Source organism: Scytonema sp. UIC 10036 (assembly GCF_009725235.1).
The window spans coordinates 46,449-71,483 of record NZ_WJFC01000007.1; the positions used below are offsets into that span (position 1 = coordinate 46,449).

General features: G+C 41.6%; 22 protein-coding genes, 1 tRNA gene and 1 pseudogene. 10 read left to right on the plus strand and 14 right to left on the minus strand.

Annotation, left to right across the window (positions count from 1 at the left end; genetic code table 11):
• Nucleotides 1-5: 5 nt before the first annotated feature.
• From F7734_RS05315 to F7734_RS05325, 3 genes are all read left to right on the plus strand, one after another.
• Nucleotides 6-458 carry a nitrate reductase associated protein gene (locus tag F7734_RS05315; RefSeq protein ID WP_155743707.1) on the plus strand — a complete coding sequence of 151 codons (453 nt, stop codon included), beginning with the start codon at nt 6-8 and terminating at the stop codon, nt 456-458.
• 88 nt (nt 459-546) lie between these two features.
• Nucleotides 547-756 (plus strand): molybdopterin-binding protein, encoded by a 210-nt coding sequence (locus F7734_RS05320; RefSeq protein ID WP_038080782.1) that lies wholly within the window; start codon nt 547-549, stop codon nt 754-756.
• A 151-nt stretch (nt 757-907) separates the two neighbouring features.
• Nucleotides 908-1,723, plus strand: coding sequence for a DUF4058 family protein (locus tag F7734_RS05325; RefSeq protein WP_155743708.1), 816 nt, complete (start codon nt 908-910; stop codon nt 1,721-1,723).
• 108 nt (nt 1,724-1,831) lie between these two features.
• Here F7734_RS05325 and F7734_RS05330 read toward each other — a convergent pair whose 3' ends face one another.
• From F7734_RS05330 to F7734_RS05350, 5 genes are all read right to left on the minus strand, one after another.
• Nucleotides 1,832-3,394, minus strand: coding sequence for a zinc ribbon domain-containing protein (locus F7734_RS05330; protein ID WP_155743709.1), 1,563 nt, complete (start codon nt 3,392-3,394; stop codon nt 1,832-1,834).
• A gap of 149 nt (nt 3,395-3,543) precedes the next feature.
• The gene (locus tag F7734_RS05335; protein WP_166481748.1) at nt 3,544-3,681 is read right to left on the minus strand and encodes a MerR family DNA-binding transcriptional regulator; all 138 of its coding nucleotides are present in this window, start codon (nt 3,679-3,681) and stop codon (nt 3,544-3,546) included.
• A gap of 180 nt (nt 3,682-3,861) precedes the next feature.
• The gene (locus F7734_RS05340; RefSeq protein ID WP_155743711.1) at nt 3,862-4,467 is read right to left on the minus strand and encodes a pyridoxamine 5'-phosphate oxidase family protein; all 606 of its coding nucleotides are present in this window, start codon (nt 4,465-4,467) and stop codon (nt 3,862-3,864) included.
• Between the two features lie 247 nt (nt 4,468-4,714).
• The gene (locus F7734_RS05345; RefSeq protein WP_155743712.1) at nt 4,715-6,604 is read right to left on the minus strand and encodes a M48 family metallopeptidase; all 1,890 of its coding nucleotides are present in this window, start codon (nt 6,602-6,604) and stop codon (nt 4,715-4,717) included.
• 7 nt (nt 6,605-6,611) lie between these two features.
• A complete protein-coding gene (locus F7734_RS05350; protein ID WP_155743713.1) occupies nt 6,612-7,199 on the minus strand; it encodes a LemA family protein in 588 nt (195 codons plus the stop codon).
• A 483-nt stretch (nt 7,200-7,682) separates the two neighbouring features.
• Between F7734_RS05350 and F7734_RS61725 the strand changes: the two genes are divergently transcribed.
• Entirely contained in the window at nt 7,683-7,862 is a 180-nt protein-coding gene (locus F7734_RS61725; RefSeq protein WP_207714023.1) for a hypothetical protein, read from the plus strand.
• 496 nt (nt 7,863-8,358) lie between these two features.
• On the opposite strand, the gene F7734_RS05360 is transcribed toward F7734_RS61725, so the two are convergent.
• Nucleotides 8,359-9,627 (minus strand): hypothetical protein, encoded by a 1,269-nt coding sequence (locus F7734_RS05360; RefSeq protein WP_155743714.1) that lies wholly within the window; start codon nt 9,625-9,627, stop codon nt 8,359-8,361.
• Nucleotides 9,628-9,714: 87 nt separating this feature from the next.
• Between F7734_RS05360 and F7734_RS05365 the strand changes: the two genes are divergently transcribed.
• Nucleotides 9,715-10,794: a hypothetical protein gene (locus F7734_RS05365; RefSeq protein ID WP_155743715.1), complete on the plus strand. Its 1,080-nt coding sequence runs from the start codon at nt 9,715-9,717 to the stop codon at nt 10,792-10,794.
• Between the two features lie 103 nt (nt 10,795-10,897).
• On the opposite strand, the gene F7734_RS05370 is transcribed toward F7734_RS05365, so the two are convergent.
• From F7734_RS05370 to yidD, 6 genes are all read right to left on the minus strand, one after another.
• Entirely contained in the window at nt 10,898-11,800 is a 903-nt protein-coding gene (locus tag F7734_RS05370; RefSeq protein ID WP_347566129.1) for a site-specific integrase, read from the minus strand.
• 87 nt (nt 11,801-11,887) lie between these two features.
• A complete protein-coding gene (locus F7734_RS65950) occupies nt 11,888-12,127 on the minus strand; it encodes a hypothetical protein (RefSeq protein WP_347566130.1) in 240 nt (79 codons plus the stop codon).
• 154 nt (nt 12,128-12,281) lie between these two features.
• Nucleotides 12,282-12,353: transfer RNA gene (locus tag F7734_RS05375), tRNA-Cys, on the minus strand.
• A 334-nt stretch (nt 12,354-12,687) separates the two neighbouring features.
• A complete protein-coding gene (locus F7734_RS05380; protein ID WP_155743716.1) occupies nt 12,688-13,101 on the minus strand; it encodes a hypothetical protein in 414 nt (137 codons plus the stop codon).
• Between the two features lie 62 nt (nt 13,102-13,163).
• Nucleotides 13,164-14,180, minus strand: a complete 1,017-nt coding sequence (locus tag F7734_RS05385) for a sulfate/molybdate ABC transporter ATP-binding protein (protein WP_166481741.1) — start codon at nt 14,178-14,180, stop codon at nt 13,164-13,166.
• Between the two features lie 137 nt (nt 14,181-14,317).
• Nucleotides 14,318-14,800 (minus strand): membrane protein insertion efficiency factor YidD, encoded by a 483-nt coding sequence (yidD, locus tag F7734_RS05390; protein ID WP_155743717.1) that lies wholly within the window; start codon nt 14,798-14,800, stop codon nt 14,318-14,320.
• 183 nt (nt 14,801-14,983) lie between these two features.
• Between yidD and chlP the strand changes: the two genes are divergently transcribed.
• Entirely contained in the window at nt 14,984-16,204 is a 1,221-nt protein-coding gene (gene chlP, locus F7734_RS05395; RefSeq protein ID WP_155743718.1) for a geranylgeranyl reductase, read from the plus strand.
• Between the two features lie 524 nt (nt 16,205-16,728).
• Nucleotides 16,729-17,502 carry a choice-of-anchor K domain-containing protein gene (locus F7734_RS05400; RefSeq protein ID WP_155743719.1) on the plus strand — a complete coding sequence of 258 codons (774 nt, stop codon included), beginning with the start codon at nt 16,729-16,731 and terminating at the stop codon, nt 17,500-17,502.
• Between the two features lie 210 nt (nt 17,503-17,712).
• On the opposite strand, the gene F7734_RS05405 is transcribed toward F7734_RS05400, so the two are convergent.
• Nucleotides 17,713-18,459 (minus strand): response regulator transcription factor, encoded by a 747-nt coding sequence (locus F7734_RS05405; protein WP_017743794.1) that lies wholly within the window; start codon nt 18,457-18,459, stop codon nt 17,713-17,715.
• A gap of 157 nt (nt 18,460-18,616) precedes the next feature.
• Between F7734_RS05405 and F7734_RS05410 the strand changes: the two are divergent.
• A pseudogene (locus F7734_RS05410) lies at nt 18,617-19,433 on the plus strand (esterase); the annotation flags it as partial.
• Nucleotides 19,434-19,717: 284 nt separating this feature from the next.
• Here F7734_RS05410 and F7734_RS05415 read toward each other — a convergent pair.
• Nucleotides 19,718-20,665 (minus strand): NAD-dependent epimerase/dehydratase family protein, encoded by a 948-nt coding sequence (locus F7734_RS05415; protein ID WP_155743720.1) that lies wholly within the window; start codon nt 20,663-20,665, stop codon nt 19,718-19,720.
• Between the two features lie 736 nt (nt 20,666-21,401).
• On the opposite strand from F7734_RS05415, the gene purD reads away from it, so the two are divergent.
• Together purD and nblS are read left to right on the plus strand one after the other, a co-directional pair.
• Complete coding sequence (gene purD, locus F7734_RS05420) at nt 21,402-22,676, plus strand: phosphoribosylamine--glycine ligase (RefSeq protein WP_166481742.1); 1,275 nt, start codon at nt 21,402-21,404, stop codon at nt 22,674-22,676.
• 385 nt (nt 22,677-23,061) lie between these two features.
• Nucleotides 23,062-24,996, plus strand: a complete 1,935-nt coding sequence (gene nblS, locus F7734_RS05425) for a two-component system sensor histidine kinase NblS (RefSeq protein WP_155743722.1) — start codon at nt 23,062-23,064, stop codon at nt 24,994-24,996.
• Nucleotides 24,997-25,035 lie beyond the last annotated feature (39 nt).

Below are 25,035 nucleotides of genomic sequence, written 5' to 3' on the forward strand. Positions count from 1 at the left end.
CATTTATGACCCATTTTTTTGACTTTGAAGCTGATTTTGTTGACTCACTGCGTTGTATTCCCATGCAGGTGCGCTTGAAGTTGGACACTTGTGGTATTAAGCTGAAACTTAATCAGTGGAATCAATTCAGTCAAGAAGAACGTCAAACCCTTGTAGAACGACCTTGCAATACAGAAGAAACTGTCCAACAGTACCGAGAATTTTTACGCCAATTAGTCCAACAGCACACTGGTGAGTCAGTTACCGATCTGCCTGTTGAGGAAAACCCACCCTGGATGGATGACCAAAATGTACCTGATAGCGTCAGTAGCAAAGCACAGGAATTTGGTATCGCAATAACTTCACAGCAATGGGGGAATTTACTCCCCGTACAGCGATTTGCACTCATTAAACTCAGTCGTTCCAGTCATGAGAATAAGAATTTTTTACCTGCCCTTAAGGAATTTCACGTTATCTAAATGATTAAAAAAATATAAAAACTCAAGCGTGGAAGAGAGAATTTGTTAGGATTATCGAGTTAAATTGATACAGGGAACATCAATCAAAATGCAAGTTAGTGCTCGCAATTCACTTAAAGCGACAGTAAAAAAAGTTGTAGAAGGAGCAGTTAATACCGAGGTTACCTTGGAAATTGCTCCTGGCGTTGAAGTCATTTCAATTATCACTAAATCTTCAGCTGAGAAGCTTCAACTGACAGAAGGAAAACAAGCATACGCCATCATTAAATCATCCGATGTTATGGTTGCTATTGATTAAGAGTTTGCGTTAACCATATATTATCGGCTGTAGAACTCGCGCTTGAACAGTTAAAATCAAGATAGACACCAATGGCGTTCGCTAAGCGAACGCCATAACGATGGAATAAAAAATTCCCTACTCCCTACCCCCTACCCCCTACCTTCAGCTTATGCCATCACCGTTTCCGGGAATGGACCCCTACCTGGAGCAGTCAATTTTCTGGTCAGAGTTCCACAGCCGCTTAATTGTAGCGCTTGCAGATGCTATTGCGCCAAATTTGTTACCTAAATACTACGTTGGAGTGGAAACTCGCACCTATCTTGATAGTTCTGATGAGGAGTTACTCATCGGAATTCCGGATGCGGTTGTTCTGTCATCAGCAGGTAAGCAATCTTCCAAGCAAATTAGCCCAAAAGAGGCTAATCCTGTTGCAGTCCAATCTCGCCCTCAGCAAATTACTCTGCCAATGCCAGTAGAAATAAGAGAACGCTACTTGGAAGTGAGGGAAACTGGAACAGATGCTGTAATTACAGTCATTGAAATTTTATCGCCTAAGAATAAACGCAAAGGAAGGGGACGCTCAGTTTACGAAGAAAAACGTCATGCGATTTTAGGAAGTATGTCTCATTTGGTTGAAATAGACTTACTTCGAGCGGATGAACCCATGGCAATGAAAGGAGTCAATTTAATAACAGACTATCGAATTGTAGTGAGTCAGTGCGATCGCCGCCCGAAAGCAGACTTGTACGCTTTTACAATGCGTGAGGCAATTCCTGAGTTTTTATTACCGCTTAAGGAACCTCAAGAGTTTACAACCGTAAATTTACAATCGGTTGTTAGTGGTGTTTATGAGCGAGGCGGTTACGCTTTCCGAATTGACTACAGACAAGCTGTTCCGCCTCCACCAATATCAGAACTCGATAGCCAATTGGTTGAGGAACTCCTGACTTTATGGGGTAAACTAAATCTGTTCAAATCTCTGTAACTCGTTCAGATTTGTCTTTAATTGCTGCTTTCTTCAAATTTGGTAGTGGCTGCAAGCACTTTGCTGACAATTGGTTTTGTCTCCCAAACTTGAGCTTAAGCGTACCCGCTACCCCTGCGGGTAATACTCACTCTCATATTTCAATGCTTTTGCGCTAAACTTAGGAAGTAACCAACCTGAATTTAAAGCATCTGCTACTGAACACCCAATTGAGTGTAAGTATTGAACAGTACGACCTATTAAGATCGTTTCCACTTCACCAGATTGCATATACCTGGTGATTTGGTTATCCTGCTCACGAATGCGGATATTTATCGCCGCATTCCAATCAGCCTGGACTACATCCTTCGTATAACGAATAAACCGATCTCCATTCCGGTGACCTAAAAGCGTCCCAGTCTGGCTATCAAGTTGCGATGTATAAGCGGGATTAACCACTGATATTGTTGATCCCGTCTTCATTGAGAGCTGCACCAACGAAGCTTGTAATTCTCCCTTCATCCATTGGTTAAGCTTGCGATTAATTTGTTTCGCTTGCCTTTTACCTTTGATGGGCGTTGTCAGATCTTCGCAAATGATATCTATAGGTGAAATGATTACCTTACGTAAATCTTTGCGAATAAAATTCTTAATAGTTTCTTTCTCGCGTTGTAGCTTCCGAGACTTTTTCTTGTAACCTAAATTGTTTTCTAAAATCCTAGCCGCTTTCTTAGGATCGTGTTTCTTAATCGTTTCACCAAAACATCTGATCCTGTAGCGGTTCCGATTTGTTTTAGCGATTCTTTCGGTTTTCTCAGTCATTAACTGACCTAAACCAGACGCAATGGTTTGATTTTCGGATGTGTAAAAACCTTCAGTGTAACCTTTATCAATACCCAACTTTGTGTTAGGCTTACCTTGTGGTAATACTAATGTTCCTGTACGAAGACAATGTACTTCGAGTCTTCCGTATTCATTATGAATAACACGAATTTGACCTTTAATAATTTGTCTAGAACGAAGTTTTAACGTGATTCTTTTACCACGTTCTAAACCTTGTATTTGTAACTCAACCGAATGTCTATTAAGACGTTTACACGTATAACCATTTGGTTGATAAACAATTTGGTTGCGTACAAAAGTATGTCCACGTTGATATTGAGAGCGAAATTTTCGATGTAACCAATTATCTTTGGTAGGAGCTGTGCTTAACAGTTCAATTAATCGATTTCGCTCAATTTCAATCGAGCCTGGAGGAAACAATTCTAAAGCTTTTTCTTTAAGTTGTTTAAGTTCTTTGCCTTTTTTCTTATCTTTGTTAGTTTCAATCCATTCAAGCCGTTTTCGCTGATTAGATTGCATTGGATATTTTCGCCAAATGTCACGAATTAAAATAGTTTTAGCCGCTTCTTGTTGTGCTGAAACATTTTTCATCGTGTCATTAACAGACCATTCCCAAATTTTGGCGGGTAATCCGATGTCAGAGGGGGTGAGTATTTTACGAATAATCGGAGCGGCTTGTGTCCAGTGTACAGACCAACCTTGTAACGATCCAAGTTTGTTATAAGTAAGCGCTCTGGGAATGCCACACAAATGCATAATTTTATTCACTTGTGTTTCATCTGAACAAGAAACAACCGGAAGAATCTGAGTGTAGGTATATTCAGTTTTCTGTTGCTTCTTTTTTCCCATAGAATTCACTTAACAAATTTTTTGGATATTTTAACCTACGAAGATTTACCGTGTCAATTATCAGCAGTTACTAGCCCTTGTTGCTGACAGTAAAGTTCAAGCACACCTATCTGACGAGCCAAATCCTCTTTTTTATCTGGGGTGCTGATTCAGCCATAAATCACTGTATGCCGCAAGTTGGGGTGATCGACTTTCAGTAAATCTGCTACACGATAGCGACGATGACCACCCTCTGTTCGCACCGCTTGAATCTTTCCTGTTTTCTCCCAACATCGGAGAGTCTCAATACTGACCCCCTAAGCTTTGCGGCATCTCCAATCTGTAGTCAGTCTTCTAATCTATGCATCTTGTTTATTCTACTAATTTATGCAGAGATTAGCAGAGATTTAAGGTGATCTGCTCAACCGCATCAGAATTAACGAGGATATTGGCAAAGTATGAGTCGTTGATACTGGCAAGAGTAACTTTTACGTGGAAGCACGATCGCTCAACTGTTGTTCTAACTCCGCAATTCGCGCTTGCAACGGAGCTATCATTGCTTCGACTTCGGTTTCCGAATAACGAATCGGAATATGTTGGGGACAGTTCTCACTAGTGGCTTCCACATGAAAGAGAATCGAGCGTTCAATTACGGCTGGATAACCCGGTATCTGTAGTTTTTCAGTCCATTGTGAATCCCCTTCAACATACTCAGCTCTGCCCCAGATTTTGATGCGTCTGCGATGGCGATAATCCATCAAAAACAAAAACGCTTTGTCATTACCTGAAAGGTTGCCTACCGTAATGTATTGCACATTTCCCGAAAAGTCGGCAAAGCCCAAAGTCCTCTCATCTAGTACTTTTAGAAAACCGGGAGGACCTCCTCTAAATTGAATGTAAGGATACCCATTGGAACTCATAGTTCCTAGATAAAACCCATTTAATTGAGCAATAAATTCCTTAATGTTGGAAGTAATAATATCGTTCGCAGGACCATTGGCAATATATTTTTCGTAGGACTGCCGCGATCCGCGTTCTGTTTGTGCGGCTAGAACTTCAGGGGTAAAGGCAATTTCTCCAAACTTGCGTGGCATAATGTCCTCCTAAGCTCTATCCAAAAACCTAAAACTAGTGTACCGAACGAACGGTACAGTGTCAAGAGGTCAGTTGTGGAAGAAAGGCAGAATGAAAATCTATGTATTACAACATAAAAACAAGCAATCTGTTTTCTGAAAAACAGTTTAAAGTCTCCAAGCTAGATGTATGGAGGCAAATAAATGCATAACAACTTGATTAAAGTCCTTGCTTTTAAACCTAAAAAAGCTTCTATTCTCTGCCTTCTTACTTCTGGCTTCTTTTACGAGGAATTAAAAATGGAGGCATGGGACAATCCAAAGTAATGACGATCGCCCGCAGCAAATCTGCTTCTTGAGGAGTGACTTGATTATCAACCATCACTGTATGAGCGCAGGCATCAATTGTGGCTTGCTTCAATTTGGGGCTAGCAAGGCGCAGGCGATTGAGGCTTTTCTGAATTCCCGCAAAGTTACAAGCAATTGGTGTTTCCGGTTGTTCTTGTTGCCCGACTTTAGGAAGTCTAAAAACCCCACTGCGAAATGCGTAGGCGATCGCATCAGGTTGAGATTGTCCGACTTTTGCGAGTGCAGAAAGTACGAGGATACAATCTGACCAAATCTCTTGTATATTGTCAAATTGCTCGGCTTTAGATGAGGATTCTGGATGGATGCAAGGTTCGAGACGGTGCCACAGCACTAATTGCAACACAAATTCCCAAAGTGATAAATCTCCACCCACTTTAATCAAACCCTTAACGCATTTGCAAATTTGCTGGCATTCGCTAGGAGAAGATTGACGCAATGCGGGTATTGCTAAATCCACAAGAGGTAAGCGCATACCGGAATCTAACGAGGCTATTTCGTCAACAAACAATAGAGTTTCTTCTACTAACTCCGCAGGTTGTACTTCTCGCAACCACTCAAGTTGGCGATCGCGCACGGGAGAATTTGTATCATTTAATGTCAGTGCGTAAACAATAGCTATTGCACTTTGTTGCCTTTGCAAGCCCAAGCGTAGGGTTTCTGGTAAATCTGCCAGTATTTTTTGAGCATAAGTAAAATGCTCTGGAGCAACCCTTCCCACTTGGTTAACAACCTTTTCTGGAGCAACTGGAGCACCCGTAGTAAAAGCACTGCTAAGAGCAAAACCCATTGCTGATTCGTGGGGATAAGAACGCCTTTGGATGTCAGTTCCAGATGGTTTGTAGTTCAAACCGCGAATGCGGCGAATACGATCTGAAAGTGGTGGGTGAGTGGCTAGCATATCTTCCCAAAAAGAGAGTTGAAGCGCATTGCCAAAAAACATATGACTTGCGGCTTCAGCTGCGGGAGAATACAACCCCGAACCGATTCTTTCTATTTTTTCAAGCGCTCCTGCAATACCATCAGTGTTACGGGTAAATTGGACGGCTGAAGCATCAGCAAGAAATTCTCGTTGTCGGGAGACTGCTGCTTTAATCAAGCGCCCGCAGAACAATCCCACACCTCCTATTAACATCAATGCCAAACCAAACGCCCACAAACCTTTGTTCTCGCTACGGTAGCTGCTACGAAAACGTAGAATAAAGACTCCGGTTAGGTAAAGAAACAAAATTCCGTGGAGCAATCCTACCAAACGCAAATTCAGGCGCATATCTCCATTGAGAATATGGCTGAACTCATGACCAATCACGCCTTGCAACTCATCCCGGTTGAGTTGTTCCAGACAACCACGGGTGACTCCGATTGCAGCATCGTTGGGAGTAAACCCAGCAGCAAAAGCATTGATGCCCAGTTCTGAGTCAAGGACATACACAAACGGCACTGAAATGCCAGAGGCGATCGCCATTTCCTCTACAATATTTAACAGTTGTTGCTCGTTGGGATTTGCTATGTCTGATATCAGCAATCTTCCACCCAACTCTATTGCGATCGCACTTCCACCCTCTCTGAGGCAAGCTATTTTGTAGAAGCTAGCTAGAGCGATGACAGCTGTCGTGACACCTGCAACACACAGAAATAATTGTGGATGCCACCAAATTCTAGGAGCCATGCGGAGAAAAAACAGCGTGGCAATGTAAATTGCTCCAACAATTGCCACTATCGATAAAACAAACAACCCTATTAACTGTTGAGTGTTTTGGCGTGCTCGATCCTGATTTTCAAAAAAATTCATATACTCATTAAAAAGACACGCGTGGCGCTGTTCTCATTTCTGGTGTGGCTTCTTGCAACAGTGCTGCTGCAACAAAGTTAAAACTATTTGCCACCATGTTGCTAGGGAATGCTTCTAGTTTGGTGTTGTAAAGCGTTACCGAATCATTGTAAGATTGGCGAGCAAAAGCGATACGATTTTCAGTGGAAGATAACTCCTCCATCACTCGGCTCATTGTTTGGTCTGCTTTCAACTCTGGATAAGATTCTGAGAGGATTTGAATGCGACTTAATGCACCCGCTAGGGCTGCTTCAGCATTTCCCAATTGCTGCATTGCTTGGGGATCTCCTGGATTTTGCGAAGCTCGACTACTTGCAGAAATAGCAGAATTCCGAGCAGCAATGACTGCTTCTAAAGTTTCCCGCTCGTGCTTCATATAACCTTTAGCTGTTTCGACCAAATTTGGAATTAGGTCATAACGGCGCTTTAATTGGATGTCAATTTGAGCGTAAGCGTTTTTGTAGCGGTTGCGAAGTTTTACTAGGTCATTATAGCTGTTGACTATGATAACAGCTAAAGTGGCAATCAATACACCCAAGAAAATGACAATCCCCATAATATTTTTCAAGTATTAGTTTGAGTTACAGATACAGCAAGAGTTACTTGCTTATGCACATCGAGTTTATGGCACCATGCAAGGTTTGTCATCTGTATAATTAGTTACGTATTATTACTATGGAATTTGTGTAGGAGACTGCAAGTTTCTATTTGATGTTGTTTTGACACATAGTACTAACCCTAAAGCCCTTATTTTATGGGTAAAAGCTAATGAAAACACTGTAGCTTTATTGCGCTGCTTTTGACTAAACCAAGAGTTATATCATGTCCGCTTGTATACCCTAAATAAAACTCACGCAAAGACGCAAAGGCGCTAAGAAATTAGGAAACTTTTCCGCATGGTTATGCTACCGGATATGATATTATACGGATAGGTAAAAGAGATGAGCTTCTGCCGTCTGCCTTCCGTCTTTTGCCCTCTCAACAAGCAAGGTAACATCATTAAAATAGAATTGGACTACTATTATAGCTGGAATACTCTATGCAAATTACGGTTGAAATTCCTGATGAAATTGCCAAGCGGTTAAATCACGCATGGGGCGGTCTTTCTCGTAGACAAGCATTACCAGAAGTTTTCTCTCTAGAAATGATTGGTAATTATTTGTTAGATATTTCTAAAACAATTCAATTTTTATCCAATAAAGACAAGATTTATGTCTAAAAAACAATACAAGAGTGCCATACTTTTACACAATAAATGATTGATTTCTAGAGGGAGCAATTCTGTTATCTATTAACATTTTGAATTTCCATTCCTGGAGATAGAGATGATATCAAATACGTAGTAATATCGTGGTCGGCTGATGACTTATAAAATGATTCGTTCGTAGTTGCGCTTTAGCGCATGCATTGTGTCTATAATCGTAGTATAAATGTTTATCCGAACATAATATAAATGATTAAAAACCGCAGAGACTCAGAGAGCGCAGAGGGAAAGATAAGGAGAGATATAGCGCTTTTCAATTGGGTGTAATACAAAAAAAGTTATAAAACCGCAGATGCACGCAGCCCGTAGCAGATAAATCTGTACTTCATTCAAGTGAGAATCACTATAATTCCGATACAAACGGATTTGAGATAATATGCAATATTTGGTATGGTTTCATTTGCGAACCCACGAACACAAGTAAAGTACTTCTAAATTTAATTACTAGAATTTATTGTTTTTTTGCTTTAAAGTACCAGTAAAGGTTAGCAACAGTTAAGTCTGGTAATTCTTGCCAACTAGAAGGAGCAAAACCTTTGTATCCAGTTGCTAACGCTTGTTGAGTTATATAAGTTTCGTACTCCTTACGTGAATTAGGTAAAATCATAAATTTTAGTTGATCCCGTAGAGATAAGTAATGTGATTTTTGCTTTAACCGATCGTAAAGTGATATTTCTTCAGGCTCGGCTATCTGTATTCTGTTTTGATTATCTTCGTAAATCTCATCAAATTGATTATTGGAATTTGCTATTAATTGCCTTTCATCAGGAGATAAACTTTGTAGCCAATCAACATGATGTTGCCAAGATTCTAATAAGGTTAAATCATAATTGCAAATTTGCGCTATTCCCGGAAATAGAAAATCTAGTTCTTCTTCAGATTCACACTGTTCTACAACAGAGAGGCTGTCTTGACGGATTTTCTCTTGAAGTTGGGTTAGGCGATCGCTTACAGCAGTAGGCTGGTTTTGCAACTGATATGTTAAGATAATAGTCTGATCGATAGCCCAAGAACATTCCACTCTACGAAGATATCCAGCTGCACACGTTTCAGATAACAAGTGCTGATTTCGATATTTTTCTAAAGCATCTGTTAATAAATGCCGTGCGGTTGCTAAATCAGTATTTCGGATACTTGCCTCTGTTTTTAAAGCAGTTTTAATTAAATTGAGTGCTGCCTGAAATTTCCCATATGCCTCAATCATAACTAAACGATGTTGCTCAAATTTAATATCTTGAGCAACTCTATCAATATGATTGATGATTTCTTTACCCTGATTGTCTAAAGCTTTTTTTAAATCAATAAATCCATGTTTAACTTCCAGTTTCAATTGCTTTATATCTTCTCTTAATCTCAATATTTGATACAAGTTTACTGCTGAGAGTGCCAATCCTGCTATAGCTCCTACACCAATCAAAGCTGTAGTCGCTTGCAAAACACTAATATTAGTGTTGATAGTCGTCAAGCTTGACTGAATTAAATCCAGTTTTTCATAAGTTTTTTTAAAACCTCTATCAATTTGAATCATTTCTATGCTATCGAATATCATTTTTGGAATAGCTACAAATGGCTGAGCTACTACACCAACAGCGTGACCAACAATGTGACCTGTCTTTGCGTCTCTAACCATGCTCAGTGGAATCCCTGAGGACGATACAACTTGTTTGAGAGTACCATTAGCAAGACCAATCATGTGTTCTGGGCGAAATACAAAAAACATAGTATTTAATTTGATTAGCATTTGAAAGAAAATATTGATTTAGATTGTATTAATTAAGTTTTACAAAAAACATCGGAGATTACACGGATGAATGAATATTTAATGATATTTCAGAGGATGACTGAATCTATCGAGCCAGTTTTGAAGGATGAACAAAACTCACCAGAAATTAAGCAATCTGTAGCCAAGTTGAACCAGTCGATTGCTCCCTGTTTTAAAGAAATGAAGCAATCAGCTACTAGACTCAAAAGTCTAATCCAAGTATGTTTTGATGATTTGGCTCATACTGAGGATGTTTGGGATAGCAAGCAAAGAGTAGCTGAAATATCTACTTATGAAATATGGGAAGAAATAGGAGATTTAAGTGGGTGTAATCTTAAAGTCCGTCATTTAAGCAGACAATATAAATCTGAAGTGACTAACCAAGTTAAGAATGATTGGTACAAACGAAAATTGCTGATTGAAGAAAACCATTTTTATGATAATAAGAAAAAAATCAAGAATGCATTAAGTGTTTTTGAAAAGGACAACTTTATTATAAGGTTACGTTGTGAATTACAAGCTCAGGTAAAAGCATTACAACGCGTTATTATCGACAGTATCAACTTACTCGTCAAGCATGAACTAGAAACTCACATTCCATTCCTAGAAAAATGTATTGGACAATTAGATAAACAACAAGCTAAAGAACTTCTTACTCAGTTTAACTTAATTGCTTCTACAATAGCTAATTTAGTCGAAAGAGCATTTACCGAACGCTTTTACATTCTCCCTGTAAACGTTAAATCTTTGGTTGATGCTTTGGACAATACCGCTGATACTTTAGCCAAGCAGGGAGTTTTAGGTATTAGTTGGGAGCAATTTGATAAATGCTCGAAGGAAGTTTTGATCAAATTGGAAACAATTGTTACTACTATTTTTGATGAGTTTGTCAAATTAGTTGAACAAGCAGTTGAGCAAGGGCTAACATTTTATAGTGATTTCCTCGCTCAACAAGTAAGGTATCGTCAAGAAACAATAGAACAACGTGAAGCGGAAAAAGCTTGGATTGAGGAGCAGTATCGAGAATTGACGCGGGTGCAAGATGGAATTGAAGCAATTTTATTGGATAGCCAAAATAATTGTCAAAATGATAACCTTTCTTTAAGAAAACATACGCGATTCTAGAAGAACGATCGGGTGTGTACTGCTTATTGGGAGGTTAAATGGTTAAAGAGGTACAAGGTGTGTTCCTTGGTTACCTCAAGTTGAACCAGTCACAAGTAAAATCTTATAACTCCGGAACTTGTAAATCTCGCTTATTACCTGCGTAATGCTTGTAAATAATTTCTGGAGTGTTGCCAACCCATTTTGCCACATCTTTAGCATCAATGCCTGATTCCAAGCACAGAGTGATAAAAGTGTGCCTACACTGGTAAGGTTTTCGATATTCACTCACAAGGCTCTGCTTAACTAACTGAGTAACGATACCATCCATATGTTTACCGTGGCGGTTTTTATAGCCTTTCCAAGCGTGATGAAGAAAATCACCAAAGTCTACTATTCCTCCTTTCTTACTTTTGAAAATGAAATCATCTGTACGCTCGGTTTCAGGCTTAATAGATTTCAGAATTTCTCGCAATTGATAATTAATCGGAAAACGCCTGTGAGCTTGGGTTTTTAACCCATCCTTGAGAGCCAGTCCATTACTACTGATAACGATCGCTTGCTCGAAAATGATAAACTTATCACCGATATGCTTCCATTGCAACGCTATTGCTTCTGATGGTCTACAACCAGTGAAAAATAAAAACTTTACCAGGGGAGCGTAGTAGTTGTAGAGCTTGCTGTCCTCAAATGCTTTAATAATGACATCTCTTTCCTCCCTGTTAAATGGGTTAATTTGGTTCTCTTCAGATTCCGACTTAGGAAGCTGAATTTCTTTTGTCATTCCTTGAAAGGGATTAGACGCAATCAACTTGCTTTTCACTGCCCAATCACAACAGGCATTAATATTGGTTAAGGTACGTTTGGCAGCATTAGGACTCAGGTGAGCAATGAGATAATCCCGGATAGCGATCGCATCATCGAGATTTTTAGTTGGCAAACTAGCGATGTGGTTGCGATATTTTCTATAGTCCACTGCGTAAGTAGACTGACTGACTTGTGGTTTTTTGAACTCTGTATACTGCATCCACAATTCCTGTATATCGAGTTTTGGGGTAACAGATGGGGTAATTGGGGTAACAGTTGTTAAAGATGCAACTGGCTTGTACTTGACTCAACTGGCGTCAAACTCATCATAATCAATGTCCCGTTGGATTCTTGCAGCTAAAACAGATGCCTGCTGCCTTTCTAAAGGGGTATCTGCTTGACCAGTGGAAAGGTAGAAACGCTTGGTCTTGATTTCTCCTGTTGGAGTAACGATGGGATGGGCGAAAACTAATTGCAACCTACCATTAGATGCCTTGATTTTTACAGAACTCTTATTGGCTCTTTCTTCTAGGCTTTTAGAGTACATACGTTTTAATTAATGGCGTATAAACCTTTACCTTACTAGGTTTACGCCCAATTACCCAAAAGTTACCCAAAAATTTAAAGTGTGGCATAATAAGCACACTTCATCACACTTACTACAATGGATTCCCATCGATTAAAAACATAGTTTTTTTAAAAGGCGGCACCCAGATTTGAACTGGGGAATGGAGATTTTGCAGACCTCTGCCTTACCACTTGGCTATGCCGCCATAACTAACTTATACTCTTGTAGTTTTAGCTTATCTATCCTACCTAATTTTAGCTTAGATATTAAGTTTGGTAGATTCGCAATTAACTACTTTTCTAGCATAGCACACGCTTTTCCTTTAGCCAACTCCAAAAAACTATAAACTTGACTGCATAATGCCCCTTTAGGTAGGGCAGAAACACCCTGGTTTTTATTGCTACTTATTTGTGCGTTTAGCGATCGCTACAGGATGGCGTAAATAAACTTTCCATTAAAAATCACATCAAAGCGCGTACTATCAGCTTTTGCACCCTCAATATTCTACTACCTTCTACCCTCTTAGTCCTGCCATATTCCTAACTTAACCTCTTGTGTGCCTGCTTATTTACCCATTCTGTGACTCTTTTATAAAAAGTATCCTCCAGTGACAGTGCTTCCTTGAGGTTAGCAACAGACCTTTCTTGACTAAATAGAAGTGCGGGTGGGTGTGGCAATGGAAGCGGGTAGGAACCATTGTGTTCTTCCTTTCCAAAATATGCATTAAAGCAAAGGACTGCTTTTTCTTCATTTATGGTCAGAATAGCGCTGGTACTCAAGGTTTCGCCAAGCCACTCCGTCATACCCCACTCCCTCTCCCATTGATATGTGATTCCTGGTTCTGTGGACTCTGCGATCGCTATTGTCGCTTCTCGACTTCTAGCGTACTCGATTAGCAAAATGAGTGACTGTGCTGATATCATTTTTAACTGTGTCTTAAATGCAATCAGCATAGTATCATTAGCCAGCTAAGAGTCAATAGTCAACTCTGTCGTAACACCCAACAGTAAACAATTTAAATTGAATAATACAGTGGGAAGGATTTTGCGTCCTTTGGCTTGACATACACTTTTTGTTGTGGCTCTAACTTTAACTCGTCATAACGTTCTCTTGTCAAATGGGCTGTTACTACCTGCCCGTCATCCAAAGTCAACTCTGCTTGCACTTCCCAACCCAAATGTATCAACCGAGTCACCCTAGCAGGTACTGTAGCGCCATTCTGGCTTGTTTCCACGATGACATCTTGCGGACGCAAAAATACTTCTGGATGAGCAGAATCAAATCCATTACTCTGGAAAATCCTAGCCGTACTGGGTAACACATTAACAGGTCCGATAAAACTCATTACAAATGCTGTTGCTGGATGGTCGTATATTTCTGCTGGCGTCCCTATCTGTTCTACTCGCCCTTTATTCATCACCACGACTTCATCCGAGACTTCCATCGCTTCTTCTTGGTCGTGGGTTACAAAAACAGTGGTTACATGTACTTCATCATGCAAGCGGCGCAACCAAGCTCGCAAGTCTTTCCGAACTTTGGCATCAAGTGCGCCAAAGGGTTCATCTAAAAGTAAAACTTCTGGTTCTACTGCTAGCGCCCGTGCGAGTGCTACCCTTTGGCGTTGACCCCCAGAAAGTTGTGAGGGGTAACGGTTACCCAGCCCACTCAGTTGCACTAAATCTAATAATTCTTCAACCCGTTCTTTGATTTTTACTTTTGTTGCTTTACGAATTTCTAAACCAAAGGCAATGTTTTGCCTGACAGTCATGTGCTTAAATAAAGCATAGTGCTGGAAGACAAACCCAATCTTCCGTTGTTGTACGCTTTGGTATGTAGCATCTTTACCAGTCAGCAAAATTTTCCCGCTATCTGGCAATTCCAAACCCGCAATTAAACGCAACAGTGTGGACTTCCCTGAACCAGATGGTCCGAGTAGTGCTACGAGTGAGCCACTCTTAACTTCCAGACTGACTCGATCGACTGCTTTAAAATTGCCAAACTCTTTAGATACGTTCTCAACAACTATGCCCACTGTGACTGCACCTCGGAAACCAATCTACGGATTTTTGATTAAGATTAGCGTATATCGGAGTATACCATAAACAGTGACCAGTAACCAATGACCAATGACCAATGACAAATGACCAATGACAAATGACCAATGACCAATCAACTCCCACAGCTACCACAACTTCCACAATCTAGTGAGCCGCAGTCTGCTGCACTGCAATCCAAAGCACTACAGTCTAATACAGTACAATCACAGGTTGCTAAATCGACTAACCCCTCGATACAGTCGCAGCCCCCACCACAATCGCTGCTTCTACAGTCTGATTGACGAACTTTATCTTTGGTACAATTGTGTCTTCGATGCTTTTTATCTGGCGTTTCCTCTGTCGATCCCTCAATCTGCGCCCGCAAAATTTCATTGGCTTGCGAACAGGCTTGAAATCGGATTCGAGATTTGACCATTGCACCCCGCAAACCTTCTTGAGCAATCACTCGCTTGATGTACTGCGAACAAGACTCTCCACCATAAAGAATCCGATGAGCGCAACTAAATCCTTTGTGAGGAGAAATACGTTTTTGATACTGAGTAATTGCTGCAACACTAATTTGTCTGCTAACTGAGTCAAACACTGAAACCTGCATAAATTGGGTTATAAACCATAGATGTTTCCTAATTAACTATTCCCAATGCCCAATTCCCAATACTCAATTTAGAGAAATATTAAGGAATGTTGCATTTGGTTCAGAGATTTAGAGGGAAGCACAAAATCAGTCAAAAGACCGTGATACCATGCTTTCGGTAAATGAAAAGATTGGGAGAAGACTTTGACACTACGGGTTGCTGTTGTTGGGTCAGGTCCAGCAGGTTCATCAGCTGCAGAAACATTAGCTCTAGCAGGAATTGAAACCTACCTATTTGAACGCAAGCTGGATAATGCCAAGCCTTGTGGCGGTGCAATTCCCTTATGTATGGTTAGTGAATTCGACCTGCCCCAAAATATTATTGACCGTCGCGTGCGGAAAATGAAGATGATATCACCTTCCAATCGTGAGGTGGATATCAATCTGGAAAAAGAAGAAGAATATATCGGAATGTGTCGTCGCGAAGTGTTAGATGGTTATCTACGCGATCGCGCCGCCAAACTGGGCGCAAATTTAATTAATGCCACTGTTCATAAACTCGATATTCCCGCCAACAATACCGATCCCTATACCATCCACTACGTAGAACACACAGAAGGTATTGCTCAAGGAATTGCCAAAACCCTGAAAGTTGATTTGATTATAGGGGCTGATGGTGCTAACTCCCGCGTTGCTAAAGAAATGGATGCAGGAGATTATAATTATGCGATCGCTTTCCAGGAACGAATTCGTCTCCCTCAAGATCGCATGAACTACTATGAGGATCTCGCCGAGATGTACGTTGGCGATGATGTGTCTCCAGACTTCTACGCTTGGGTATTCCCCAAATACGACCACGTTGCCGTCGGTACTGGTACAATGCACGTGAATAAAGCGAGCATCAAGCAACTGCAAGCTGGTATTCGCGCTCGTGCAGCCAGAAAACTCGCAGGTGGCAAAATTATCAAGGTAGAAGCGCACCCCATTCCCGAACATCCCCGCCCCCGTCGGGTTGTAGGAAGAATTGCTTTAGTAGGTGATGCTGCGGGCTATGTGACTAAATCTTCTGGAGAAGGCATTTACTTTGCTGCCAAGTCTGGACGGATGTGTGCTGAAACAATTGTTGAAATGTCTAACAACGGTAGCCGCATTCCTACAGAAGCTGACCTTAAAGTCTATCTGAGACGGTGGGATAGGAAGTACGGGCTAACCTACAAGGTCTTAGATCTCCTACAGACTGTATTTTACCGTTCTGATGCCACACGTGAAGCTTTTGTGGAAATGTGTGACGATATCGATGTTCAAAGGCTAACTTTTGACAGCTATCTGTACAAGACAGTTGTACCTGCTAATCCTTTCACTCAGTTAAAAATTACTGCTAAGACTATTGGTAGTTTGCTTCGCGGTAATGCTTTAGCTCCCTAACAAGGCAATAGCTAATCGGCAAGTATGCAATAGGGAAGAATTTTGCACATTCCCTATTGCCTTTTGGTTTATTGAGAAAGACAGATGATAGATAGCAGATGGAAAAATTTCTCACTTTATCAGAATTGCCCTCATGCCAAAGCCTAACTGCTTGGGGTGTACTCCGATTCAATCGTTATAAATGCCCTCTGCCCTCGAAATAGCTACCTTCTTTGTTAAGGTTATGTAAATCACATTTTACTACTGACAGAATATATTGCTTTATTTTTTCTAATAGCAAAAAAATATACTTATTCTACAGAATGAGTTAACAATAGATGAAACTGTGTAAAAGCCTTGTAAAAAGCTGATAAAACAAGGATTATCAACCAGAGCAGAGAAAATTGTTTTGCTAAGAATTGGCAAAGTCAATATGAAGATTTTGTGAAATTTATATAAATTTATTGTCATTTTCTCAGTAAATTTACTAACGTGGACGGGATGCTTACTTGAAACCAGCTCCTGGGTAGGAGTAAGGCTTAACCATGAAACTCAGTTCAGTACTTACTACTGCTGTGTCTACTTTGACTGTAGGTGTTGTCACAGTCCTTGGTTTCTCCAGCCAAGCTCTAGGTCTAACTTTTTTTGGTGACTCGAGAGCCATTTGGGGAGAACCCAGTAATTATTCAGGGAGCGCAAATACCGATCCACACTACACAGGTGTGGGAACCAATACTTTTCAATGGGGGGATGCTTATCCAGAAGTACCAAGGTATGGAACGCGTGCAAATGAAATGGCCCTCAAAGGTATTTCATTTACTGCAGAGGAAGGCTCAGTGTTTAAGATAGGTTATTTAAAATACTTTAATGGAACAGTGCCTCAAGGAACCAATGTGGACTCTGTATCATTAAGTCTTGACCTATTATTCTCTGAGCCATTCACGTTCTCTGAGAGTTTTAAATACGAGTTGGATTTAGAAAACACAACTAACGAGGGCGATCCAGAAAAAGACGCGGATTCTGTCATTGTTAAAAATAGTTTTAGCGATCGCAGTTTCAGTTTTGGAGGAAATGATTATCTTCTGGAGCTCATTGGCTTCAGCCAAGATGGCGGTAACACCACCGTTAAAAAGTTTCGTGTCTACGAAAATCAAGACATTACGGCAGGTATCTACGCCCGAATTACTCGGATTACACCACCGAAAAAAGTCCCCGAACCTGCGAGTCTTGTTGGTTTATCAGTATTAAGCATCTACCTTTTATCCCGTAAGAATAAAATCTTTTGGGCTAAAAATAAAATAACCTCAGGGGATACTTAGTAGCCTTGTAATATAAATTACAAATCTACTAGGACTTAACAGTAAAGACGCGCCATGGCGCGTCTCTACAGGTTTTGCACTCTTAAAGATACGAGTTATTCACACCAGCTTTAGAATACCTAGCACTCTCATACAGAAACCGCGCCCTCGCTTGTTGCGTTCAAAACGCAATAGGTGAAGACGTCGGTCACTAGTCAGGTAGTCAGGTGGTCACTGGTCACTGGTCACTGTAGAAGCGCCTTCCGTTGATTGGGGGGCGCTTGGTAGTTCCAAGCAGTAACCCGCACCATACACAGTTTTGATATAACGGGGATGACGGGGATCTGGTTCTAACTTGGTTCTAAGGTGACGGATGTGTACGCGAATGGTTTCAATATCGTCATCCGGATCGTAACCCCAAACTTCTCTCAGAATTTCACTAGGGGAAACTGTCTGACCGTGGCGTTGAAGGAGACAGTGCAGTAGCTCAAACTCCAGATGAGTTAATTTCACGGTTTGACCAAACCATATCGCCTCAAAACGTTCTGGAACTAAGGTAAGAGGTCCGTAATTCAAAATTTCACTGTGCTTGGCGGCTTGAGGAATCCGGTCAGTACGCCGCAATAACGCTCGCACCCGTGCCAGCATTTCTTCGACTTCAAAGGGCTTGGTCAGGTAATCATCTGCGCCAGCATTAAAACCTTCCACCTTATCCTGTGTTTGGCTCAAAGCCGTCAGCATCAGCACGGGGATTTCAGCAGTGCGCTCATCCCGACGCAGGCGCTGGCAAACAGTGAATCCATCTACCCTCGGCAACATGAGATCCAGCATGATCAAGTCTGGTTGTAGCTGGAGAGCTAATGCTTGACCTTTGATGCCGTCCTCGGCTTGGCTAACGTCGTAACCAGCCATCTCTAGGTTGACGGCTACGAGTTCTGAAATTGCAGGGTCGTCGTCTATGACAAGAATCCTCGGCATTATTAAAAAATTATTACTACTTATTAAGGATAAATAAGAACCTTTGGTAGATACAAAGATTGCTTTCCTGATTATAAAAAATAATTTAAATCTAACATAAAGATTAAAATTAAAGGATTGTAAAACCAAAATTAAACTATACTAGGTTTCCTATATCATGTGTTATGCCTCTTACAGTCCCTCTTGGTTTTTGCAAAATGGTGTGGTGATGACTGTCTATACTGCTTTGCAGGGTGCGCGTGATTGGGAAAGTACAATTCAACACCCAGAGCCGCTTTATCAAGAAATCATTTTTACGGGGGCGCAAGAAGTACCAATTTTTGGTAAGGTTGCCATTCCCAAAAATCCGCGTGGCACGATTGTTGGTAGCTGAATTGTCTCCAACGCTAACGAGTGATGGATTGTACGAGGGAGAAGATTTTACCCCCATTGCCGCCACTGCCAAATAGATGGGATGTCCCGGTCAATATTGGTTTACCGGCTACTCCTTGGGCGGACAGCTGGCACTGTGGGCTGTGAAAACTGCTGTGGAACTCACCAAAGAAAATCGGAATCTGGGGCTACAAGAGAACGATATCGGTGGTGCAGCAGTCATTTGTCCGAGTTTGGACTCTCGGCGATCGCTAGCTTATCTGGTCAAGCATCCTTTGGGGAGGTATCTCGAACAAGCGATCGCACGGGGGTTAGAAAAACTTGCATGGAATATTCATGAAGCTCATCCTGGAACTCTTGACCCTGAAGCGATTAAGCGGGCTAACAGCATATGGGGCTTTGATGAGGAGCTAGTCATTCAGCGACTCGGCTTTCCAACAGTGGAAGCTTACTACGATGCTAGCAGTGCTTTGCCTATATTACCACATCTTAGCAAACCCACGCTCATCATATACGCTGAAGACGATCCTTTCTTTGAGCCTGATATTGTACCTGAATTGCAAGCAATTTGCAAGAGTAACAAGGTATTGGATTTGTTACTATAAAAATTAAGCGTGATGAACGTTTAGTGTTTACTATTTATTATAAAGGCAATCAAACTAGGTTCGGTTTGCCACTCTCCGAAAAGTTGGCATTGCCCTAAAGTTTGTCACAGGCTGGGAATGCAGCACAAGTGGGCTGCTGTAGAGCCGGTAGGTAGAGCACAGGAGGCTCCGCCTCCCAATCAGGCATTCCCAGGCGGAGCCTGGGAACGAGAGCAACGAACGAGAGCAACGAGAGCAAAAATATCCAATTTTTGATTGTGGCGTAATTTTTTGAGGAATCTTTAATACAACGACTTCACCCAATGCCATTCCTGAGCCAAGCCTTCCGCTAAAGAAACTTGAGGCTGATAACCCAGAATTCTCCTTGCTTTAGAGACATCCGCAGCCGTGTGGCGGGCATCTCCCATTGCTTTTTCTACGTGGTTTCTCTTAATAGGTTTTCCAACAATTTCTTCCATCGTATCTAAAACTTGGGTTAGCACAACTCGACTACCACCGCCAATGTTAAATATTTCTCCCACTGCTTCAGATACAGTCGCTGCGGCTAAATTGGCTGCTACAGCGTCACTCACAAAGGTAAAGTCTCGTGTTTGGTAACCATCGCCATAGATAGGAATAGCTTCATCCAATAAGACAGATTTAAAGAACTTATGAAACGCCATATCCGGACGCTGCCTTGGACCGTAAACTGTGAAGTAACGCAACGCTACGTAAGGTACACCAAAATTTTTGTGATATAGTCTGCATAATTGCTCGGCAGCAAGTTTGGTAATACCGTAAGGAGAAACTGGTTTAGGGCATATGTCTTCATGAGTTGGTAGAGTTTCAGCATCACCGTAGATGCTGGAAGTTGAAGCAAATACCAGCCTTTTCAACTGTTTTGCATCCTTCGCCGCTTCCAATAGAATTTGTGTGGCACTGATATTCCTTTCTGTATACAGACGAAACCCTTGACCCCAACTTGCCCGAACTCCTGCTTGTGCTGCCTGATGGTAAACTACGTCAATGTCTTTTAGAAGTTCTATCCAGTCTAAAGTGCGAATATCTCCCTCAATTAATTGAAACCCAGGGCGATCGTGCAGGTGAGCGATATTCTTGCGTTTTAATGCAGGATCGTAGTAATCATTAAATTCGTCTATTCCAATGACTTCTTCACCTTGTTTCAACAAAGCTTCTACAAGGTTGGAACCTATAAAGCCTGCAACTCCAGTAACTATACTTTTAACCATGATTCTTGCTTTTTTTCGATACCTTAATCTATTTCAACTTCCAAGTTAATCTCTTCAGTCGTTGAACCGCCATCAATTTACAATTATTTTTTACTATTTCATAGAGCAAACAATAAGTTGATAAAGAGTTTATAATAGCTTTCACTTTCTACTGAATTCAGAAAAATTATTGAAATTTAATACCCTAAGGATAACAGCAAATATACTGAGTTTTTGCAAGAAAAAAGAAAATAAAAACAGGATAAATACGTAAAAATTCCAGTATTCCATTTCAAGGGGACAGTTAGTAGTCGTCTGCCACATAAATTTTGATGGGTAGGTGGACAGATCTCCCACTCTCGTTCTCAGGGTCGAAACTTCGTACCACCTCGTTCCGGTGGTTCTACCACAGAATGCAGTCTGCGAGGCTCTGCAGAGCGTAGCAGCAGTCTAAGGCAGGAGGCGGAACTTCCCGTAAGGCAAGACAGGAGGCGGAGCCTCCCTTCAGGCATTCCCAGGCTGAGCCTGGGAACGAGGTGACGAGGTGGTACAAAGTTTAGTTATATCTTTGGGAAAAAGAAGGGGCTTGCACAAGCATCAAAATTGGTGAAAAATTGTACGGCGAGTCGTCGTTACAGTGGCCAGTAACCAGTGACCAGTGACCAGTATTAGAGATAACTGGTAATTCATGATTCACTGATAATCGGTAACTGATAACTGATAACTGGTAACCGATCCCAAGCTTAAGAGGACATCAGTGAAAGTTTTAGTTGTAGGTAATGGAGGGCGGGAACACGCTCTTGCCTGGAAATTGTTACAATCAAAGCAAATTGAGCAGGTTGTTTGCGTGCCGGGAAATGGCGGTACGGCAAGTATGGAACGCTGCCAGAACTTGTCTTTGTCTGTAGATGATTTTGAGGGAATCAGTCAATTTGCCCACAGTGAGGGCATTTCTCTAATTGTAGTCGGACCTGAAGTTCCGTTGGCAAAAGGAATCACAGATAACCTCCAAGCCAAAGGTTTTATGGTTTTTGGTCCAAGTAAGGCAGGAGCGCAAATCGAAGCCAGCAAGGCTTGGGCAAAAGCACTGATGCAAGAAGCAAAAATTCCTACAGCACGCTCTGCGGTATTTACAGAGGTACAAGCGGCAAAATCTTACGTCAAGGCTCAGGGAGTGCCAATTGTTGTCAAAGCCGATGGCTTGGCAGCTGGAAAAGGTGTCATTGTTGCCGAAACAGTGGAACAAGCAAATCAGGCAATTGATGCCATGTTTGGAGGACAGTTTGGCAGTGCGGGAAAATTTGTCGTCATTGAAGAGTATTTGACTGGGCAAGAAGTTTCTGTTTTGGCATTGACTGATGGAATTTCAATTCGCCCGTTGCTACCGGCTCAAGACCACAAGCGCATCGGGGAGGGCGATACGGGAGAAAATACAGGTGGAATGGGTGTTTATGCACCAGCACCCATTTTGACTCCTGAGTTGATGGCAAGCATTCAGACAGAAGTTTTAGAGAAAGCGATCGCGACTTTAAGAGCCAGAGGTATTGACTACCGAGGGGTATTATATGCTGGGTTGATGATTGGCACGCAAGGGGAATTTAAGGTGTTGGAATTTAACTGTCGTTTTGGCGATCCAGAAACACAAGTGATACTACCACTTTTAGAAACACCTCTAGAAGAATTAATTCTTGCCTGCGTACAACAGCGCTTGAGTGAAATGCCACCCATTACCTGGAAACAAGGAGCATGTGCCACAGTCGTTGCTGCTTCTGGTGGTTATCCTGGAACCTATGAAAAAGGAAAAGCCATCACTGGCATCGATCGCGCAGAAGCATCAGGAACAATTGTATTTCACGCTGGCACCCAGTTCAACCAAGGACAGTTAGTCACGGATGGAGGTAGAGTGTTAAATGTTACTGGAGTTGGCAAAGATTTTGATGCAGCCCTTGACCAAGCCTACGCTGGGATACAGCAGATTCACTTTGAGGGAATGTATTACCGACGAGATATTGGGTATCGGGTGAGGGGGTAGGGTGAGGGGTGAGGGGGTAGGGGTGAGGGGTGAGGGGGTAGGGGTGAGGGGTGAGGGGGTAGGGGTGAGGGGTTGGGAACAAGGGTAATGACTGTATCCCCAATCCAAAATCCAAAATCCAAAATCCAAAATCCAAAATTCCCTACCCCCTACCCCCTACCCCAATCCCTTCCTTATTTGTCAAAGAAACTGTTAATTTTGAGTTGTTAGGTTTATTTTCATTTGTAAATAAGTATGAAAACCAGAACGATGCCCTCTCGAACCAGTTGAACTCAGATGATTGGGCAGTCCCAATGAAAAAAAATTTCACCGTCAAACAAGAAGATCTCACTTCCCTAACCCCTAACCCCTAACCCCTGACCCCTTTTAATACGCTGTATTTAAGATGCTGGCTATTTTAAAAACAATCAAAGAAGCAATTGTCAATTGGTGGTCGGAGTTCACCCTCCAGACAAAGCTTTTAGCGGCTGCCACATTAGTTGTGTCTCTGGTGATGAGTGGTTTAACCTTCTGGGCAGTCAATACGATTCAGCTAGATGCACGTCTAAACGACACGCGCTTTGGTCGGGATCTGGGGCTGTTACTGGCTGCCAACGTTGCCCCACTTATTGCCGATGGCAATCTTACAGAGGTCTCTCAGTTTTCTCAACGCTTTTACAGCAGCACTTCCAGTGTACGTTATATGCTATATGCTGATGAAGGGGGGAAAATTTATTTTGGCATTCCCTTTTGGGAGCCAGAAGTGGAAACCTCCCTTGCTATCAAACGGCGAATACAGCTACCCGATGATTATGCGGCTGATGCTGATAAGCCAATGGTACGGCAACATCGATCCCCAGACGGGGAAGTGACGGATGTGTTTGTTCCTTTGACGGTAGATGGCAAATACTTGGGCGTGTTGGCGATTGGCATTAACCCCAACCCAGCTGCTGTTATTTCCACAAACTTCACTCGCGATGTCACCATTGCTGTATTTATCTCAATTTGGGTGATGGTGATTTTAGGAGGAGTGATTAATGCTTTAACCATTACCAAGCCCATTAAAGAATTACTCGTAGGCGTAAAACAAATTGCTGCAGGAAATTTTAAGCAGCAAATAGATTTACCGCTAGGAGGCGAACTAGGGGAGTTAATTCTCAATTTTAATGAAATGGCAGAACGCTTGGAGCGTTACGAAGAACAAAATATTGAAGAATTGACAGCAGAGAAAGCCAAACTTGAAACATTGGTTTCTACGATTGCCGATGGTGCCGTCCTGATTGATAACAATATGCAAGTCATTTTAGTCAATCCTACAGCAAGGAGAATTTTTAACTGGGAAGGTATTGAGGTTGTAGGAGAAAATGTTTTGCGTTACTTACCGCCCTCGGTAGAGATGGAAGTCAGGCGTCCTTTGTATGAAATGGCACAGGGAGAATGCGAAAGTGCAGAATTTCGCATTTTACTGAACCAATCCACCACACTAAGAACAATCCGCATTCTTTTAACAACAGTTGTTAATCAGCAACGGGAAAGTATTAAAGGGATTGCGATCACAGTACAAGATATCACTCGTGAAGTAGAATTGAACGAGGCAAAAAGCCAATTTATTAGCAATGTTTCCCACGAATTGAGAACTCCACTATTTAATATAAAATCTTTTATTGAAACATTACACGAATACGGCGAAGATTTAAGCTGGGTAGAACGTCGGGAGTTTCTAGAAACAGTCAATCACGAAACAGACAGGTTGACTCGCTTAGTGAATGATGTTTTGGATTTATCAAAACTTGAATCAGGCCGCAGATATAATTTAGATGGAGTCGATTTGACACAGGCAATTGAACAAACGCTGCGGACTTATCAATTGAATGCCAAAGATAAAGGGATTGAATTGGTTCAAGAAATCTCTCCTAAGTTGCCGTTAGTTGTTGGTAACTACGATTTGTTGCTGCAAGTGTTAGCGAATCTTCTGGGTAACGCCCTCAAGTTCACTCAGTCAGGTGGAAAAGTCGCAATCCGCGCCTACCAACTCGAACCAAAAACCAATTCAAGCGATCGCCAAACATCTCAAGTTAGAGTAGAAATTTCCGACACTGGTATTGGCATTGCTCCAGAAGATCAAGAAGCTATTTTTGACCGCTTCTTCCGAGTAGAAAATCGAGTACACACTCTAGAGGGAACTGGTTTGGGTTTATCAATTGTCAGAAACATCATGGAAAAGCATCACAGCAAAGTTTATTTGGTGAGCGAAGTTGGAGTTGGCACCACTTTTTGGTTTGACTTAGCAGTTTATGAAGAAGAAGCGTCTCAAGTTGGGAAGTTGTCAAGTGTAGTTTAAAGTGCGAAGAATTATCTAGACGGGCTGCTTCAAGTTACT